The organism is Paenibacillus jilunlii (assembly GCF_900102965.1).
Taxonomy (GTDB): Bacteria; Bacillota; Bacilli; order Paenibacillales; family Paenibacillaceae; genus Paenibacillus_AQ; species Paenibacillus_AQ jilunlii.
Genome location: NZ_FNGM01000013.1, coordinates 61,380 through 77,985, shown reverse-complemented (window position 1 = coordinate 77,985; position 16,606 = coordinate 61,380). Strand labels below are relative to the sequence as shown.

15 protein-coding genes are annotated in these 16,606 nt (G+C 42.1%); 4 read left to right on the top strand and 11 right to left on the bottom strand.

The genetic code is table 11. From position 1 onward, the window contains the following. Nucleotides 1-5: 5 nt before the first annotated feature. The 7 genes from BLQ82_RS20905 to rlmH form a co-directional block, all read right to left on the bottom strand. Nucleotides 6-2,483, bottom strand: a complete 2,478-nt coding sequence (locus BLQ82_RS20905; RefSeq protein WP_062526031.1) for an ABC transporter permease — start codon at nucleotides 2,481-2,483, stop codon at nucleotides 6-8. Nucleotides 2,484-2,615: 132 nt separating this feature from the next. Beyond that, entirely contained in the window at nucleotides 2,616-3,536 is a 921-nt protein-coding gene (locus tag BLQ82_RS20900) for a sensor histidine kinase (protein ID WP_062526034.1), read from the bottom strand. After that, the gene (locus BLQ82_RS20895; protein ID WP_062526036.1) at nucleotides 3,526-4,248 is read right to left on the bottom strand and encodes a response regulator transcription factor; all 723 of its coding nucleotides are present in this window, start codon (nucleotides 4,246-4,248) and stop codon (nucleotides 3,526-3,528) included. Before BLQ82_RS20895 ends, BLQ82_RS20900 begins: the two co-directional genes overlap by 11 nt. 325 nt (nucleotides 4,249-4,573) lie before the next feature. After that, nucleotides 4,574-6,553 carry an AIPR family protein gene (locus BLQ82_RS20890; protein ID WP_062526038.1) on the bottom strand — a complete coding sequence of 660 codons (1,980 nt, stop codon included), beginning with the start codon at nucleotides 6,551-6,553 and terminating at the stop codon, nucleotides 4,574-4,576. Nucleotides 6,554-6,610: 57 nt separating this feature from the next. After that, nucleotides 6,611-8,410 carry an ATP-dependent nuclease gene (locus BLQ82_RS20885; RefSeq protein WP_062526041.1) on the bottom strand — a complete coding sequence of 600 codons (1,800 nt, stop codon included), beginning with the start codon at nucleotides 8,408-8,410 and terminating at the stop codon, nucleotides 6,611-6,613. 452 nt (nucleotides 8,411-8,862) lie between these two features. Beyond that, on the bottom strand, nucleotides 8,863-9,681 hold the full coding sequence (locus BLQ82_RS20880) for a hypothetical protein (protein ID WP_062526043.1): 819 nt from the start codon (nucleotides 9,679-9,681) through the stop codon (nucleotides 8,863-8,865). Between the two features lie 231 nt (nucleotides 9,682-9,912). Beyond that, a complete protein-coding gene (rlmH, locus tag BLQ82_RS20875; protein ID WP_020426025.1) occupies nucleotides 9,913-10,392 on the bottom strand; it encodes a 23S rRNA (pseudouridine(1915)-N(3))-methyltransferase RlmH in 480 nt (159 codons plus the stop codon). Between the two features lie 330 nt (nucleotides 10,393-10,722). Here rlmH and infC point away from each other — a divergent pair, with 330 nt between their 5' ends. Then, the gene (gene infC, locus BLQ82_RS20870; protein WP_062526045.1) at nucleotides 10,723-11,244 is read left to right on the top strand and encodes a translation initiation factor IF-3; all 522 of its coding nucleotides are present in this window, start codon (nucleotides 10,723-10,725) and stop codon (nucleotides 11,242-11,244) included. Nucleotides 11,245-11,318: 74 nt separating this feature from the next. Here infC and BLQ82_RS20865 read toward each other — a convergent pair whose 3' ends face one another. Together BLQ82_RS20865 and BLQ82_RS20860 are read right to left on the bottom strand one after the other, a co-directional pair. Beyond that, nucleotides 11,319-12,257 carry a hypothetical protein gene (locus tag BLQ82_RS20865; RefSeq protein ID WP_143013510.1) on the bottom strand — a complete coding sequence of 313 codons (939 nt, stop codon included), beginning with the start codon at nucleotides 12,255-12,257 and terminating at the stop codon, nucleotides 11,319-11,321. Further along, the gene (locus BLQ82_RS20860; RefSeq protein WP_062526048.1) at nucleotides 12,214-12,807 is read right to left on the bottom strand and encodes an RNA polymerase sigma factor; all 594 of its coding nucleotides are present in this window, start codon (nucleotides 12,805-12,807) and stop codon (nucleotides 12,214-12,216) included. The genes BLQ82_RS20865 and BLQ82_RS20860 overlap by 44 nt, the downstream gene beginning before the upstream one ends. Before the next feature lie 115 nt (nucleotides 12,808-12,922). Between BLQ82_RS20860 and BLQ82_RS20855 the strand changes: the two genes are divergently transcribed. Together BLQ82_RS20855 and BLQ82_RS20850 are read left to right on the top strand one after the other, a co-directional pair. Next, nucleotides 12,923-13,303 (top strand): VOC family protein, encoded by a 381-nt coding sequence (locus tag BLQ82_RS20855; RefSeq protein ID WP_062526050.1) that lies wholly within the window; start codon nucleotides 12,923-12,925, stop codon nucleotides 13,301-13,303. Between the two features lie 273 nt (nucleotides 13,304-13,576). Continuing rightward, complete coding sequence (locus tag BLQ82_RS20850) at nucleotides 13,577-14,146, top strand: DUF4352 domain-containing protein (RefSeq protein ID WP_062526052.1); 570 nt, start codon at nucleotides 13,577-13,579, stop codon at nucleotides 14,144-14,146. A 159-nt stretch (nucleotides 14,147-14,305) separates the two neighbouring features. Here the strand turns inward: BLQ82_RS20850 and BLQ82_RS20845 are convergent, their stop codons facing one another. Then, nucleotides 14,306-14,656, bottom strand: a complete 351-nt coding sequence (locus BLQ82_RS20845; RefSeq protein WP_062526054.1) for an ArsR/SmtB family transcription factor — start codon at nucleotides 14,654-14,656, stop codon at nucleotides 14,306-14,308. A gap of 141 nt (nucleotides 14,657-14,797) precedes the next feature. Here BLQ82_RS20845 and BLQ82_RS20840 point away from each other — a divergent pair, with 141 nt between their 5' ends. Further along, on the top strand, nucleotides 14,798-16,195 hold the full coding sequence (locus BLQ82_RS20840; protein ID WP_062526056.1) for an MFS transporter: 1,398 nt from the start codon (nucleotides 14,798-14,800) through the stop codon (nucleotides 16,193-16,195). Nucleotides 16,196-16,361: 166 nt separating this feature from the next. On the opposite strand, the gene BLQ82_RS20835 is transcribed toward BLQ82_RS20840, so the two are convergent. Next, the gene (locus BLQ82_RS20835; protein ID WP_074086447.1) at nucleotides 16,362-16,529 is read right to left on the bottom strand and encodes a CxxH/CxxC protein; all 168 of its coding nucleotides are present in this window, start codon (nucleotides 16,527-16,529) and stop codon (nucleotides 16,362-16,364) included. Between the last annotated feature and the right edge of the window lie 77 nt (nucleotides 16,530-16,606).

Sequence of the window (16,606 nt, the reverse complement as noted above, 5' to 3'; positions counted from 1 at the left end):
TCCTTCTATTCGTATTTCATTTCATTAATTATTGAAAACTTCTTGCCATTTAAGATAACTGGAAGTGTGAAAAGGACAATTAGCACTAGCAAGAATCCTATTACTAACGGTAAATACATTAGATTTAGCCTGATATCATATATCATTCCGATGAGGCTCAGTAAGTCTTTGGTCAGAAATATCATCGCATAGGAACAAGGGATAAGCAGGAGCGTCACCCAAAGCACCACGAAAATAGACTGGAACAGCAATAACCTATTCTTCTGTTGTCTGCTTAACCCTATTGCGTGCAACAGAGCGATGTTCTTCTTTGCGTTTAAATAACTGATTTTGGTGTTGTTTAATACACCGAACGACGCAATGACCATGGCCATCAATGAGAACAGGCCAAATGCCGCAATGGTCTTTTCGTTTTCAGCAATATTGGCTCTTTCCAGTTCCTCATATGTCACTACCTTTACGTTATAATTACTTAGTTGCTTCCGCAGGTCATCTCTTAATTTCACATCGTCTCCCGTTGCCTTAGCATTAATCATGTTCGTACCAACATAATTAAATTGCTGCAGCAACACATCATTATCTACTAATACAACATAGCCCCCATACAGCACCTTCATATTTACAATTCCTGTAACATACAGTTCCTTTTCAGTTTGATTAACCGTTAACGGCAGCTTATCTCCAGCTTGTATATCGAGGGCTTTGGCCATACTTTCTGAGACAATGACCGAAGGTACTTTGGCATTCTTGAATTCCTCATATATGTTTAGGTTCTTAGGCTTTGTCCAGTCAATATACCCGTCATAGCTTAAATACTTATCTTTATCTATTCCCGCAATCTGAAAAGCTGTTCCGTTAAGCTGGCCTCCAAATACTTTTAGCTTCTGAAGCGTATCTTGTTCAATATCACTGCGGTTCAGCTCATTTTTCATTAGAGTATCCGCAATATTGCCAGCTTCTGACGGAACCGTAATCTGTATCTGAAAGTTATTTCTGTTAAAACCATCTGTCATAGCTGTTTGAACACTATCACCAACGGATGTGATCGTAATTACCGATAATGCTGCGATCAGCATTAAGGTAATGTTGCCTAACAGTTCTTTTGAAGTCCGGATATTATTAAGGGCTAGAGCCGATACAGGTACTTTGTCCTTGAGAATCCCGTATAGCTTAGCTGTTACCACATGAATCAGATTCGGGAGAACTAATAAAATCCCCGCAATGAGCAGAATACACTGAATGCTTACGATCCCGTCTATTTGCACAAGAAACAATAAGAGAGAAATGACAAGAAAGCCACTACCTAATAGCGTTCTTGTATTATTGCCTGCTCTGTTCTCTACAGCTACTCCCAATATGACATCCTTGATGGATAGTTTATTGATTTGCAGAATGGGGAGGATTGATGAAATAACAGACAACAAGCTCCCAAACAGAACTGCCAATACTAAGTAATAGATGGGGATTGTGGGTAATTTGAATATCCCATACTCTCTATGCAGGGACAGAAAGTAAGCTGCTCCATAGATGATTCCACTACCAGCTAAAAATGATAGAACACCGCCAATTGCGCCAAAAAGGATACTTTCCAATAGTAGAACGTTAATAATGTTAGGTTTCGTAGCTCCTTGACTAAAAAAAGTACCAATCACAGGCATCCTTTCTACAATAATGAGTTTGAAAGAACTGGAGATAATCACCGAACTGAGCAACATTACAACGGCTAACAGGGCAAAACAGATGATTCTCCCTTCTTTAATTGCACCCAGCATTCCTTGTTGATCTGTGAAACTTGTTCTTGCAACATAGTTTTCATTGGCACTGTTAAACTCATCAATTGAAGCTTGAGTATATGGACCTGTTCCTGTAGCGATAATGTTGTTGTACAATCCCGGCATATTCGATTGCCCAACCAAAAAATCGTAGGGTACAATCATTTGGAACGCTTCGTTGGTATCTCCAAAAAAGATCCCCTCATTCAGGAATAGGCCCACTACTTGAACGGTTATGTCCTGATGATTCACACTAAGCTGTAGGGTATCGTTCACTTTCAAATGAAGATCTTGGCCCACCTTCTGTGAAATAATGCATGTTGCACCTTGGAAATGGTCCAGTACTCTTTTTTCATTAGCGTTTTTGGTGATGATATCTTGTGTGTTCCTGCCGAGGACTGTCACAGTGCTGTTATCCAAATCATGGCGATAAATCCCCTTCAACTCTAATTGAGGAACGATATCTTGTACCCCTTTTAAATTCACCTCATCTAATTTAATTCCAACGGTTGGATCTTTGCTTGTAATTGAAATTTCTTTGTTCTCCATTACCTGAGTATAGGACTCGATGTAGTTATTCATCATAACGTCTGTGACTCCCAAGCTGGCAATGAACAAAGTAGCACTCATCAGGATAGCAAATAGAAGCATGATAAACTTCCCTTTCTTCTCCATCGCTGATGTTATAACAAATTTCAGAAATAATCCCACAACATTCCACTCCTAACATTTGTACTTCATGATTTCATTGTAAGGAGTAAATTCTATACGCCACTGATATAATTCTGATTTTTTTCTGATAGTCATACAAAAAGAAGGAAATGCTCTAAGCATTCCCTCCTCTTATCTTGCTAATGGCAGCTGCAGCTTAAACAACGTTTGTGAAGATGGCAGGCTACTTACATTTATGTTGCCGCCCATCTTCTTTATAAGTTCGTAAGCAATCGCAAGACCAAGCCCGCCATGTTCTGTTCTAGCCGCGTCACCTTGATACAATCGATCAAAAATGAACTCCATATCTTGTGCAGCTATGCCGTTTCCATGATCGATGACATCTACAAAAACATACTTATTCTCTACATATACGTGGATTCCTAAATAACAACCTGATTTCCCATGAATAAGCACATTACGAATTAAGTTTTGTATCACACGAATAAAAGCAGATGGATCTACCTTTACAGGGTATTCCTCATCAGGAATTTGCGTTTCCACATCGAAATGGTTTTTTTCAAGCAGGGGGATGAAATCGATGACAACACCGCGAATAAGTTCACAAATATCTAGTTTTTCATCTTTCAGTTGAATTTCATTGGCATCAAGCCGCACGAGCTCAAACAACTGGTCAACGCGGCGTTTTAAGTCGTATGATTTTTGCAGCGCTGTTTGCAGATAGAGCTCCCGATCATTGCCATGAACCAGTTCCCCAGTAACAGCTTCTAAATAACCAATAACAGAAGCCAAAGGAGTGCGAACATCATGTGAAAGGTTTGCCAGCAATTGTTTTCTGGCCTGTTGTTCCCGGTTCACTAGAATACGTTCCTTTTGATAGGATTCCATGAGTTGATTAATTTGCAAGGATAAGTTCGCCGTTTCTTTTCCCGGTATGGCAAATAAATGTAATTTATTATGACCATCCAATACTTTTTCTAAAATGTATTCCATTTCTTTGATACGTTTACGAGTTTGCCATTGGCGAACTATTAATACCACTGAAACAACCAATAAAATAATGAAAAAGATAAGTATTAAATTATTCGTCATAGGCTGCCTCATAATGGAAGCGATATCCGACTCCCCAAACGGTTTGAATATACTGAGGATTGTCCGAATTGTCCTCCACTTTTTTACGTGTACGACGGATTAGCGCCATGATATTGTTATCGTCATACACATATTCCTCGTTCCAAACGTTCTGATAAATTTGTCTTTTACTGAATACTTGTTCAGGATGGCTGGCCAGGAAGTTTAGCAGTTCAAACTCTTTTGCAGTTAATAATATTTCTGTTTCATTCTTGGAAACAAGATGTCTTTCACGATCTATTGTTAACTTTCCAAAAGTAAGTACATGATGACTCCCCTTGTCATCCTCTCGACCCCCGAATACTGTAAACCTTCGGATCAAGCTATTCACACGGGCATTCAATTCAGAAAGACTGAATGGCTTGGTAAGATAATCATCTGCGCCTGCTTTCAGGCCTAATACTTTATCCATTTCTTGATCCTTCGCTGATAGCATAAGCACCGGCATATTAAAAATCTTACGCAGCTCAGCGAGAACCTGTAATCCGTCTACTTCTGGCAACATCACATCTAACACAACCAGTTCATAATGATTGTTTCTCACCATGCTTATTCCTGCGCGTCCAGAATGAGCCACATCTACAGAATAGCCTTCACTTTCAAGGCATTTTTTCAGTACCGTACATAATTCTATATCATCATCAACGATGATAACTCTTTTTAGACTATTCATATTGCCCCCCCATTTTGTAATCCATCTAGCAGGTTCAAAGGCCATTATAGATCAGGTCGAGAACTGCCCTTCTCCACACCGCTCCGCCGAATGCCGATTTTTTCGCCTCACTTATGGTACGGTTCACCGTAACATCTATAGGGCGAAATTTCTTGTTGCTAGGCATACAAAAAAACCGTCTTATGTAAGTTTACGATCCTTTGTATCATGCATAAGACGGTTTCTATGTATGTTGTTTTGTTCTCTAAGTAACATTTGTAGAGTGAAATCAAAGATTTCTTTTTAGGGAGAAGGCTTTTAATTATCAACCTTTATCCATCTAAAGCTATTTTATTTCAATTTTCAGATCGACTGCTACTTCTTCGCTTTTTCTGTAAGGACTTGTATTATTTTTGAGTAAATATGTCACTTGTTGGCCTTCCAACATAGAATAATTTAAATTCTCACTATTCTTTGAATGAAAAAATATATTGCTGGGTACTCTCTGAATAAACCCATAATAATGGCCATTTTTATCAATTGAGACCTTTTTAACCATTCCAAATTCCCGTCCGGGCTCCTGAGGTCTATTGGAAGCTTGTTCAATTATTAACTTTGTGAAATCGGCAACATCCTTAATACCATAAATACTCTTTTTCATCTCATTGACCCAAATATCTTTGCATCGGTTTAGGATATCTAGTGAATTTCTAATGATTTTCTTATAGTCGTTTGATATAGATTCAATAACTTTTTTACAGTAATTATCAATTTCTTTTTCATTTCTGAGATTTGGCATCTTCGGCTCAATTGTTTCTCTTATAATCATCAAGATATGATATTTCAAACTTTTATTTTCTTTAACTAGCTGGGGATTCTCTTTGAAGTATTTATCTAAATAGTATATCGCAAAACCTGTAGTGAAATATGGTAATTTCGAATGGTCATCTAAGAAAACTTTGTTTCGAAAGTCCTTCACTAGTCTGGATTCGTGTTGATAGGAAACTTCTGGTTGATTGAGAAACATAGCCACAAAGCCTTGTATTAAAGAACGAAAACTTACCTTTTGAGCTTGTTTTATTATAGGACTTGAATTGTATTGCTTTGAGCGCCTTTCGTAATACAAATTTATTTTATCATTGACACTAGGAAAAAAATCCTCAAGTTCCTTGTGAAAATCTCTTATAGTTTCAAAAGCTTCATCAAATACGATATTTTGTTTATTTGTTCCTCTCACAACTTGACCCGTAATATGCTCATTGTTTGTTGAAATAATCTTCACACTTACTGGTACTTTAGAAATGTCCAACCCTGTTTCTTTAGCAAAATAAATCATATGACTGGTTTGACAACCGTTCACAATCTGTGGGTTTATCAAAGTGATTTTTCTATTATTTGCTTTATATTCATTACAAACAATCGTAATTCCGTTGTTCAATAAAACAAATTTGCTAGGTTCTGAACTTATAGTTTGTTCGATTTCTTGATTTATTAAAGTATCGCCTTGAAAGTCCCTCACATTATCATTAAATAAAGACTTGCGAATAAGTCCATCAGGAGTTTTGACCAATTTGTATATCTCATCGGCATAGCACAATGCCATACAAGAATTTTCTACATCTTCAACAGGAGTTAGAGGCATTGAATCAATAACTTCAATTATTTCTGAGTAATAATTGCTGTTGTTATCACATATTGTTTTTAATGCTTTGCTGTCAACTAAATGAATGTGCACATCTTCATAGATGTTCATATTACTTATATCTTGTTTAAACTGAGAACTCAAAGCATCTATATGAGGAAGCCCCTGATTTTTCCCCATAGTCACATAATATAGCCTTACCGATGGGTTCCTTTCCCAAAGTATCATTATCTCTTCGCTTAGTATGTGATCTTTAATTTTTAACATTCTTATTATTGATTCATTCATCGGCTGCAGATGTTCTTCCGAGAGAAAATCTCTAACACCAGAGGTGAAATTATTAAATTCGCCCATTTCAAATTTTTCTTTATACTTAGATTGAATGAAGATAAACTCAACAGAAGCTTTTTTATTTCTTTCTAATATTGTAGAAACGTCATCTTTATCTCTTACAAATGCCCCATTTAACTTAATTGCTAATCCATCAATGGCTAAATCGTTACTTCCGCCTACGCTACATAAATCCAAAAAATCACTATTTCCTAAAAATGGTTCGGGATTATGTGCAAAAAAAACATTAAAATTAACAAAGTGTTCAAACGCCAGTCCATCCTTCACTTCTAACAAATCATGTTGCTCTCTAAACTGTTTAAATCTAGCATTTATTACTGGCTCAAAGTTCATTTATTATCCCTCTTTCATTTATGTTAAACATAATAGTTTAAAAAAAGAAATTGCTCATTATTCTTTCCTTCCGGCCCCCGCTTGTTGCAAGGGCGTTACTACTTCAAGCAACTCTTCCAAGCTCCCCCATCTAATACACCCGTAGGGTAACTCAATTTCCTCATTTAATACGGTACTCAATAACTTTTCGATTAATTGAAAAACTCTTGGATCCTCTTGAAGCCTCATGAAGGCATTGTAAGGCTTACCACCATTAATTTTTTCCTGACCAAAGTAAGCCGCTTCAAAGTTTGGCATTGAAGATAGGTGTCTGACATTCTGCATTGGAGATTCATTAACAACTGCAAGAATTGAAGCGTTATGTGCCCATGCAGGATTTTTATTTCCATTTTCAAGAATGGGAAAGTCTGTATCGTGAAGTACAGAATATCCATTTCCAAAGTGATTAAGAATTTTGCACAAAGAAATAATTGTAGCCTTGCCTCTTGCTCTGACGATATGTATATTTCTATATCTTTCGGGAGCCTTTGATATAATGTATTTAAATGCCGTGTATTCCGTATCTCCCTCCACTATTATAGTGTGACCTCCGAAGAAGAATTCAGCTACGTGAGGATCAAACAGATTTAAAAGCTTCAGTCTCTCCCGATCATCATCGTCAAGTTGCGCCTTCTCCGGACGAAACACGGTTGTTCCAAAGATATCTCCCTGTACCGATCTCTCAACACGGACAATGGTTGTATTGTTGCGGGATAAATCTATAAATGCCGGTGAATGTGTCGTAAGCATAACTTGCCAGTTTCCTTGCCTTGGCAAATCGTAAAGCACCCTGCATGCTTCTCTTACCGCATTCGGATGAAGGCACAGTTCCGGTTCATCCAACAAAAGAACATGCGGTCTACCAGTATCTGTTTTCTTTCCCGCTCCATTCTGAACAATCAAACGCAATGCCGACCATAGCAGGGTTCTTCTAGCTCCACTGCCTTGTTTGTCTATCGCACCTTGATACCCTTGCCCAGGTCCCATAAGCAGCTTGGATGAACTTTTAAAAAGTGAAAGGTCATTTTCAATATCGTCTTCGGCTCTTGGATCAAACTTAACCACATATCCCGGGAATATCTCTGAGATAGCAGAAGACAAATCGCTTTCAATCGTTTGAATCTCACTCATGGAATCATCAAGAATCTTTTTCCTTAACACAGTAATTTGTCTAAGAAGTCTCGCGTAGTCGGACAATTCGTCTTCAGTGTCCGGTAATGATTGGACATTCTTAATACGATCTTTAATAATGGCGTTGAGCAGATCAAGGACCTGCTTTTCCAAATCCTGAGGGTGGGCAAATGCTTCAACCATATGCGGCTGCGGCCGCTTGGATTGGGCAACACCCGGTGCGCCCCAGGGAACTTGTTCATCCCAAGCTTGTTTTTGAACGTCATAGCCTTGTCTCTTCGGTTCGGTGTTGACCGAGTGCCAAGTCCATCGTTCCCTGACAATAGCTTGCCCTTCAATTTTCTCAACCCATCTCAAAGCCGGAGATGAATCGCCGTTGACTATAGTGTGTAGCTCGATTTGGGGAAGATCAATCGTATGTACACAGCCGTTGGGAAAATCGGAATCAGTGAGCAGACATTTCTTTGAACCATGATTCATAACCATCTCATAAGCTTTCAGTATGGAGCTTTTACCTACATTATTGGGTCCTACCAGCACTACGATATCGTCTAAATCAATAAACACTGGTTTCGATCCTATACAGCGAAAATTGCGGATTATCATTTTTCGCAGTTTAGGGCGACTTTGTTCAAACCAAGCAGATAGATCTTCTCCCGCTTCGGCCTGTGCTTTCTTTTTAGCCATAGCACATTCCCCCAATATTCGAAAATTATTCATCCATAGTCTAGCATTTTTATCCAGAGATTAGGAGGACTTTTGTCGCATAAATTTAACGATTTTTATTCCTAAATCCCCAAATTATCTTATCTCATGCTCAGATACTCTCAATAATACTCCTTTATTTTAGATAGTATGGTATGACCTCGTTGTCTCAAATTTGTCACGTATTTATTGCTCCCAATGATTAAAGAAGGAGCCGCAGGCTAGATACCTACGGCTTTAAATTTTACTTAAGATGTTTGACCATTCAGCTTTTTAATGAACCATAACATAATTCTCATCAGTTCTATGGTTGCTATTAAGCAGGTTTACTCTTTAAAAATTCAGGTCCACTCTAATACCAATCGCACAATGATCAGCATATATTTTCGATTAATTTATAAATTTGAGAAACTCGACACAAAACTCTACCCTTTTTATAAATCTCTCATAGACTTTCGTCCTGCATAGTAACCATAAATAAAAATCATTACAAAGACTAGAATGCCACTGAACCATGCTCCAGTAAAAATCACCAGGGAAGGCAACCCAAGTGCAAACAGTAACAGTAAAATCCAGTTTGTATAGGAATGTTTAAATCGTCTTTTAAGAAAGCCCTCAGTAATAATGTAATATAGAAACATAAGATAGAACAGTGCGGCAAAAACCAAAGAAAATAAGAAGATTTGTTCCTTTACTGTCGGGGCGCTAACTATTAAAGCGGTGAACAGTATAAATAACAACAAAAACACTAAATTAAAGTAGGTATAGATTAAAGGAATTCCAAAAGGTGCAATCTTCGTTTTTATGTAGTATTCAATACTCGCGGCTATATTTTTATCATTCTTGAATGTTACTATATCGAATTGTTTTAATTTTAAACAATAGATTTCCTTCTCTATATCATTATGAAATTTAAGCAAAAGTTCCCTTTTCAAAGACTCTTCAGTTGTCTCTTTAAACTTAATATATGATTTCAGTAAATCATAGGGTAAGAGAGACGAGGCTTTAGATATCCTTTCAGTAACTATAAAAAGGTCACTTTTTTCATTGAGATATTTATATATCTCAAATTCAATGTCAGAGTAGATATCAAGAGCTTTATCTACCCGTTGTTGATTAGATTTACCGTTTTCAAGAAAGTTGCTCCTTAGCTCCTTATACATCCAAAAAACCAATACTGTAACTATAATTGATATTGCAGCGGATGTTGAATCAGGAAATAGGGACCTCAAAAACTCGATAATGTAGCTCATTAAATCACTCCTTTTATTTACAATTACGTCTAAAATATCATTTAGTTCCGCTGATACCCTACAAATCCCGGAGGCTATGTCCAGTCAACAAGCTACCAATCGCTAATCTCTCTCTACCTTTTTCAGTATCACTAATAAACTATACATAGAGTAATTGTCTTTTCCACATCAATGACAGAAGATATTCAGAGTCGCATAGTAAAAAGAAGGTTTATCCTCAAAAATTTCGTCCTACTTATGATACGGTTCCCCCCGATTGATCTTCACCGCCCGATAAATCTGCTCGGTGAGCACCAGGCGCATGAGCTGGTGGGGCAGCGTCATGCGCCCAAAGCTCATGCGCTGCTGGGCGCGGCGCATGACGTCATCGGAGAGCCCGTGGCTTCCTCCGATGACAAAGACAACATGGCTCGTCCCGTAGGTGCCGAGCCGGTCGAGCTCTGCGGCAAGCTCTTCCGAGCTCCAGAGCTTGCCGTCGATCGCGAGCGCAATGACATGCGCCTCGCTTTTGATGTGCGCGAGGATGCGTTCGCCCTCGCGCACCTTCACCTGAACAACCTCTGCCTCGCTGAGGTTGTCCGGTGCTTTTTCATCCGCCACCTCAATCATCTGAAATTTGAGGTAAGGCGTCAGCCGTTTGGCGTATTCTGCGATGCCGAGCGTCAAATATTTTTCCTTTAGTTTGCCTACGCTAATGATTTGAATGAACATAAAATCCTCCATCTATCTGCTTCCGTCATGGATACTGTAATTTCTTTCGGGACACTGCGAAGCCCGCCAGTGAATCTGTCCTTTGTAGTGTATCACATGCCTGTCCAAAACACGCAACGATCCATTGCTGCAAGATAGACTCCTCTTATATAAACTGAATATGTAATCTTTATTAGGGGATATAACCGGAACTCGTGGAATATGTGGACTTTCGGCCGCCGCCATCCACTCATGGCTTTGCTGTGCTCTGCCCGTTCTTGTTGTATTTGAACCACAAGCCCTTTTACGTATATGATAGTTCTATCAATGTGTACAGGGAGGCTGCATGGCATGGCCGTATTGTTAAATGAGCAAATTAGAGCATCCGAGGTGGTGCTTACAGGACTTCGGGGCGAGCAACTGGGGGTTGTCTCCAGAGCGGAAGCACTGGCAAAAGCCAAGGCGGCCGGAGCTGACCTCGTCTGCACCTCGCTAATGAGCAGTCCGCCGCCCTGCAGCCTAATGGCGAAGGGCAAAGCCAAAGCGGCGGCACAGAAGGAGACAACGACTGCGCGCAAGTCGGGCTCCGCTCAGGCACCAGGTGCACAAGGCAAAAAAGAGAAGGTCAAAGAGCTGCGGTTCACCGCTCATATCGAGGAGCATGACTATGACACCAAGCTGCGGCAGGCGGACAAGCATCTGCGCTCCGGCAAGCCGGTGCAGCTTGTCGTGAAGGCCTCCGGCGCAAAGGAGGCTGCGGCCGCCAAGGCGGTCATCGAGCGGCTGGTCGCCGACCTTAAGGAAGCCGGCGTCAAAGACACCGGAATTCAATCCGGCGGCAAGGGCTCGCAGGTGAAACTGAATCCGCGATAAGCTTCGCTGCCCTCGGCCTTGCCTTAAGAACGGCCAAACGATCCTGACCGCAGGCGCGGAGGATCGTTTGGCTTTTATTTTAGATACAGCTTGGCGATTTCGATCATCTCTGCTTTGCTGAGATATTGTCCGCTCATGTCATCAATCTGATATTGATAGTGCTCTGTACTGCCCGGAACCTCAGCAGTCCAGGCCATAGAATTTCCGCCTTTATATTGCGTATATATCATTTCAACTCCATCTACAACCACTTTTTCCGAGGTAAACTCCACTTTTTCATCCACGTATGCTGTAAACTCACCTTTGGATTTGACAATCGTCACAGCTATTTCATTCTTCCCTTGAGCATAGACCGTTCTAACATTGAGAAGCTGGTTGGATAATTCCACGGGCATCATTGCATATTCCCGCTTGGATGCCTCAGCCTGCTTGCGGAGCTTCTCCGCTGTAGCTGCCTCTTCTTCCGGGGTAGGCGGATTTACCATATTAACCGGTTCAAAGAAGACCTTGGCGCTTTTAAAGGTGTAGTTGTCTGTTAAGCTGTCTGCAATGACAAAGGGCTGACCCGACAGTTTGCTGCGGAGCTCAGAGGGATCGGTAAACGTCACCGGCTTAAACCGGGTGTCCAATTGCCTGCTGGGATTATGGGCAACGACATAAAAAATAGCTGCACTACCCTCCTGTAGCAGTGTATCCCCTAAATCACGGCTGATTCTCAAACGTTGTAATTCTTCTTCCTCATACGCAGGAGCTTCTTTGGCAGGCTTGACCTGATAAGTAACCTCCCCCTGTTTGTTCTTCAAGGATTGATATTGAACCGCCGCAAAACCCGAGGATGCTGTCAACAGCATTCCCGCTATGACCATCACACTGACTTTATATTTCACCAGGAATCGCTCCTTTCTGGTCTGTCCGGCATACAACCTCTTCATCACTTTTCCGGACAAGTCTGTCTCACTGAACTGCGGGCTACGAAGAAGTTCCTTCAAATCCTGATCCTTGTCCAATCTCACAGCTTCCTTCTCCTTTCGCATAAGCATAATACCTGCGGAATTTTTGGGATGAACGCTCATATTTTTTGCGCAGCTTGGGTGTGCTGTGATGAAGAATCAGACTGATCTCCTGATAGCTCATTTCCTCCACACAGCGCAAAATCAACAAATTCCGCTCTTCTATCGATAATTTTGACAAGGCCTGCTGCACCGCATCATCCAGATATTTGCCTTCAATCTGTTGATCTACTTGTCTATTGTCCCGCTCATCCCGATAAAAGAGACGCAGATATTTGTTCAATTTCCGCTTGCGGATTACATCAATACATTGATTGTAGGCAATCGTATACAACCATGCACCGAAGGGGATATCCGGGTTATATTTGCCCAAAGCGCGAAAGGCCTTCAAAAACACCTCCTGCCCGCTGTCCTCAGCCTCTGAATAATGCCCGAGCATATGATAACAATAGAGCAGAATCGCTTTTTGATAGGTTCGCATGATCTCCTCAAACCTCTCGATGTTCCCTTCCAGCACGTCAGCAATTATCCGGCGCAACTCTGCATCATTCAATCCTATCCCCCCTTTCAACCTGTACAACGAAGCATCCCTTGAAAATGTGACATTGTTCAAAAAACAATTATTATTATATAAAGAAGTCATTAGTTTAAGAAGGGAGCAACGCAGCGTGGAAAAGAACAGGATTCACAAGGTAGGGCAAATCGGGGTACCTGTGAAAGAAATGGGACGAGCGGTACATTTTTATCAAAACCTGCTGGGCCTTCCGCTGCTATTTCAGACGGATCGTATGACTTTCTTTGAACTCGGCGGCCTGCGGCTGCTGTTGAGCCTTCCTGAGACAGCAGAGTTCGCGAATGCCAGCTCCGTTGTGTACTTTCAAGTTGGAGATATTCAGGCAATGTATGCAGAGTTGACCGGTAAGGGAGTAGCTTTTGTCGGCGAACCCCATATGGTTAACAAAATGGGCCAAACCGAGACCTGGATGGCGTTCTTCCGGGATTCAGAGGGGAATACTCATGCGTTGATGAGTGAAGCCGAGGTGGAATAAGCCTGGGGCCAGCCTAATCTGAGAATGAATAAAAGTAGCGAGTCTCTTAGTTATTGGAGGCTCGCTATTTTTATTGTCTAATCTACTACTTTGTTCACATCAACACCCAATATTAGCCGTGCTAAAAGAACTATCTATTATTTATACTCAGAAAAGTCGAAATCCAAAAAAATTTCAAAAAAATACTATTTATTATAAAAAATCTAGAATAAATGCCGATATATTGATAGTGCAGGAATATGGTTCAAATTACCTAAACCAGGGGGGCTTTAATTGAAAAAGTTTTTTAAGATGGGATGTTTGGGTTTTATTGTGTTAGTAGCAATATTTATTATCATCGGTATTTTCACTTCAAATGGGGATGATAAAAGTAGTAATACCAATAACTCTACAAACTCCGCAGGCACTGTAGAGAAAAAGGATGCAGCCAAAGAAAAAGTTAAGAAGTTAAAGAAAAAAGGGGAAGAGCTGCAAGTCGGAGATGTTGTTTTTAAAGTAAATAAAGTTACCACTACTAAGGAAATTAAAGATAATTTCTTATCCTACTCCCCCAGCGCTGACGGCAGTGTGTTCCTGGTTGTAAATGTCACCGTGAAAAATGTCGGTAAAGAGATGATCACTACAGATTCATCGTTCTTTCAACTTCTCAAGGGAGAGGTTGAGTATAACCCTTCAACATTAATAACTACCAAAGGGGATTACTTTTTATATGAAGGAATCAATCCCGGGTTGGCGCAGACTGGTAATGTAGTATTTGAAATCCCTGAAGACATGAAAGATTTTGTGCTGAATGTTCAAACAGGCTTTTGGGGAACGGAACAAGGGCAGATTGAATTGAAATAACACACCAGCTATAAAAAATCATCCTATGTAACCACCTAATTCCGCGTGCCGGAATCAGGTGGTTTTTTGTGCTATTCAAATGTTCCACGTGGAAAATAACTCTCTCTGCCCCGCTTGCCCGCAGCTTTCGGGATCACGTCCGGCTTTTGAACAACAGCCTCAGTTGCTGCTCTCCTCTGCCTCTGTCTCCAGCGCAGGCTGCCCATTGGCGTCATAAGCGCTCAGTACCGAATCCAGCAAGCCGGGAAAGCGTGCATTCAAATCCTCGGTGCGCAAGGACAACATCCGCTGCGTTCCTTGAACACGCGTATACACAACCCCAGCCTCGCGCAGTGTCCGGGCATGGTGGGACAGCGTGGATTTGGCAACTGGCACGTTGAAGCAGTTGCAGGCCTGTTCACCATTGTTCCTGATATCTGAAATGATGGATAAGCGAATGGGATCACTGAGTGCATACAGTACGGAGGCAAGCTGAATGTCCTTGCGTTCCGGATGAAATAGTATCTTCATGGATCAATATCCCCTTTTGTCGTACAGATGGAAGCACCAAAAATTTTTGTGCTCCTAATTGCATTTTATATCAACGCATGCTATATTTCAAATGTTCGAATATAATCGAACTATTAAACATTAAAAAGGAGTGGCCATTACATGGACTCAGTAAATACAATCTCCGCTGCAGCGGAAGACAATTCAACAGTGGAAGCCACTCTTCCCAGGGAAGGTCTGCTGACGTTTCTATTCAGTGTTGCGGTTGTTCTCGTTATTATGAATACGGCCATGTTCAATCTGGCATTACCTGATGTAACCGAGACCTTTGGCATCTCAGCCTCCGCCGCCTCCTGGATTGTGACCGGGTATTCCATTATGTTCTCCATTGCTTCGATTACCTACAGCAGGCTTTCCGACTTTCTGCCCATCCGCAGGCTGCTGTCCATTGGCCTGCTGACACTCGGCCTCGCTGCGGTTGCCGGATTCTTCAGCACGAACTTTATAGTGCTGTTGATTGTACGGATTGTGCAGGCTTCCGGTGCCGGGGCTGTTATGTCGCTGTCACTTGTCCTGTTCACCCGGTATGTCCCGCTGGGCCGCCGGGGCAAGGCGATGGCCACCATTATGTCCTCTGTTTCGCTTGGTCTGGGACTTGGCCCCGTTGCGGGCGGAGCGATTACCCAGTATTTTGGCTGGAACTGGCTGTTTGCCGTTACCGCTATTATCCTGCTGCTTGTGCCGCTGTTTCTGGTGCTGCTGCCGAAAGAACTGCCGAGCCGCGGCTCTTTTGACGCACTTGGAGGGGTCTTCCTCGGCATCGGCACCACCGGGCTTCTGCTGTTCCTGACCAGTGGGCTGTGGATTGCGCTAATTGCCGGAATCGCTGCTATTTTCTTGTTCGTAAGCCGTATCCGCACCATTTCTGATCCGTTTGTTATGCCGGCTCTTTTCAAGAACCGCCCGTACCTGGTACTCTCTTTGGTCGGAATTGCCTCCTATCTGTGCAGCTTTGCAACGCTGTTCCTGCTGCCGCAGATTCTGGTTCACCGGTTCGGCTTCACCGCAAGCCATGCGGGATTTGTCATTTTCCCCGGATCCCTGCTTGCGATCTTTGTATCCCGGTCGGTAGGCCGGATCATTGACCGCTTCGGCAATGGAGGCATCCTGCGCTTTGTGCCGCTGCTGGTGCTGACCGCCACCGTACTGTTTGCTCTATTCGCCGGGCATTCGTGGATAGCAGTCATGTTCGTGTATATGATTATGAGTCTGGCCTTCACCACGCTGTCCAGCAGTGTATCCAATGAAATCTCCCGCGTTCTGCCTTCCTCGCAGATTGGCTCAGGGATGGGATTATTTCAGCTGCTCCAGTTCTTCAGCGGTGCCTTCGGTGTGGCCATGGCCGCTAGTGCTCTGGAATGGCAGCACGGGCTGTCCCTGTCTGCAGCTTACTCCAACATATACTGGGGGCTCTCCATTGCTGCGATCATCGCCATTGTCTCCGCCTTTGCATACCGCCGGAGCAGCGGGAGCCGGATTGAGGAAATGGTTGAGGCGTAAGCTTGAACGGACACCATTCCGGTAAGATGCAAAATACCCTGCAGCTCACTTTCACAGCTGCAGGGCAAGCCTGATCAAAAGTGACCGGATATCGCCGGATGAATGATCATCCCGGCACACGGTCCGCTTTTGAATAGTTGATTCATTATCGTGAAGAGCGGCCTCTCTAAACCACCAAAACCTCAGCGTTCTTATCGCACTCCGCACATTTCGCCGGCGGGTCCCAATCCGAGAACTCCGTTTCTTTCAGATCCACAATATCCGGTGCATCCTCGAACTCGTCCACAAATTTGTCGATAGCCAGCTCCACATGTTCCTTACATACTACATACATCCATCAAGCATCCCTTTCTGTGCCCCTCGGGCCTATACTCCTTCTACTGTTCTACCATACTTCCCCGCAAAAAGGAA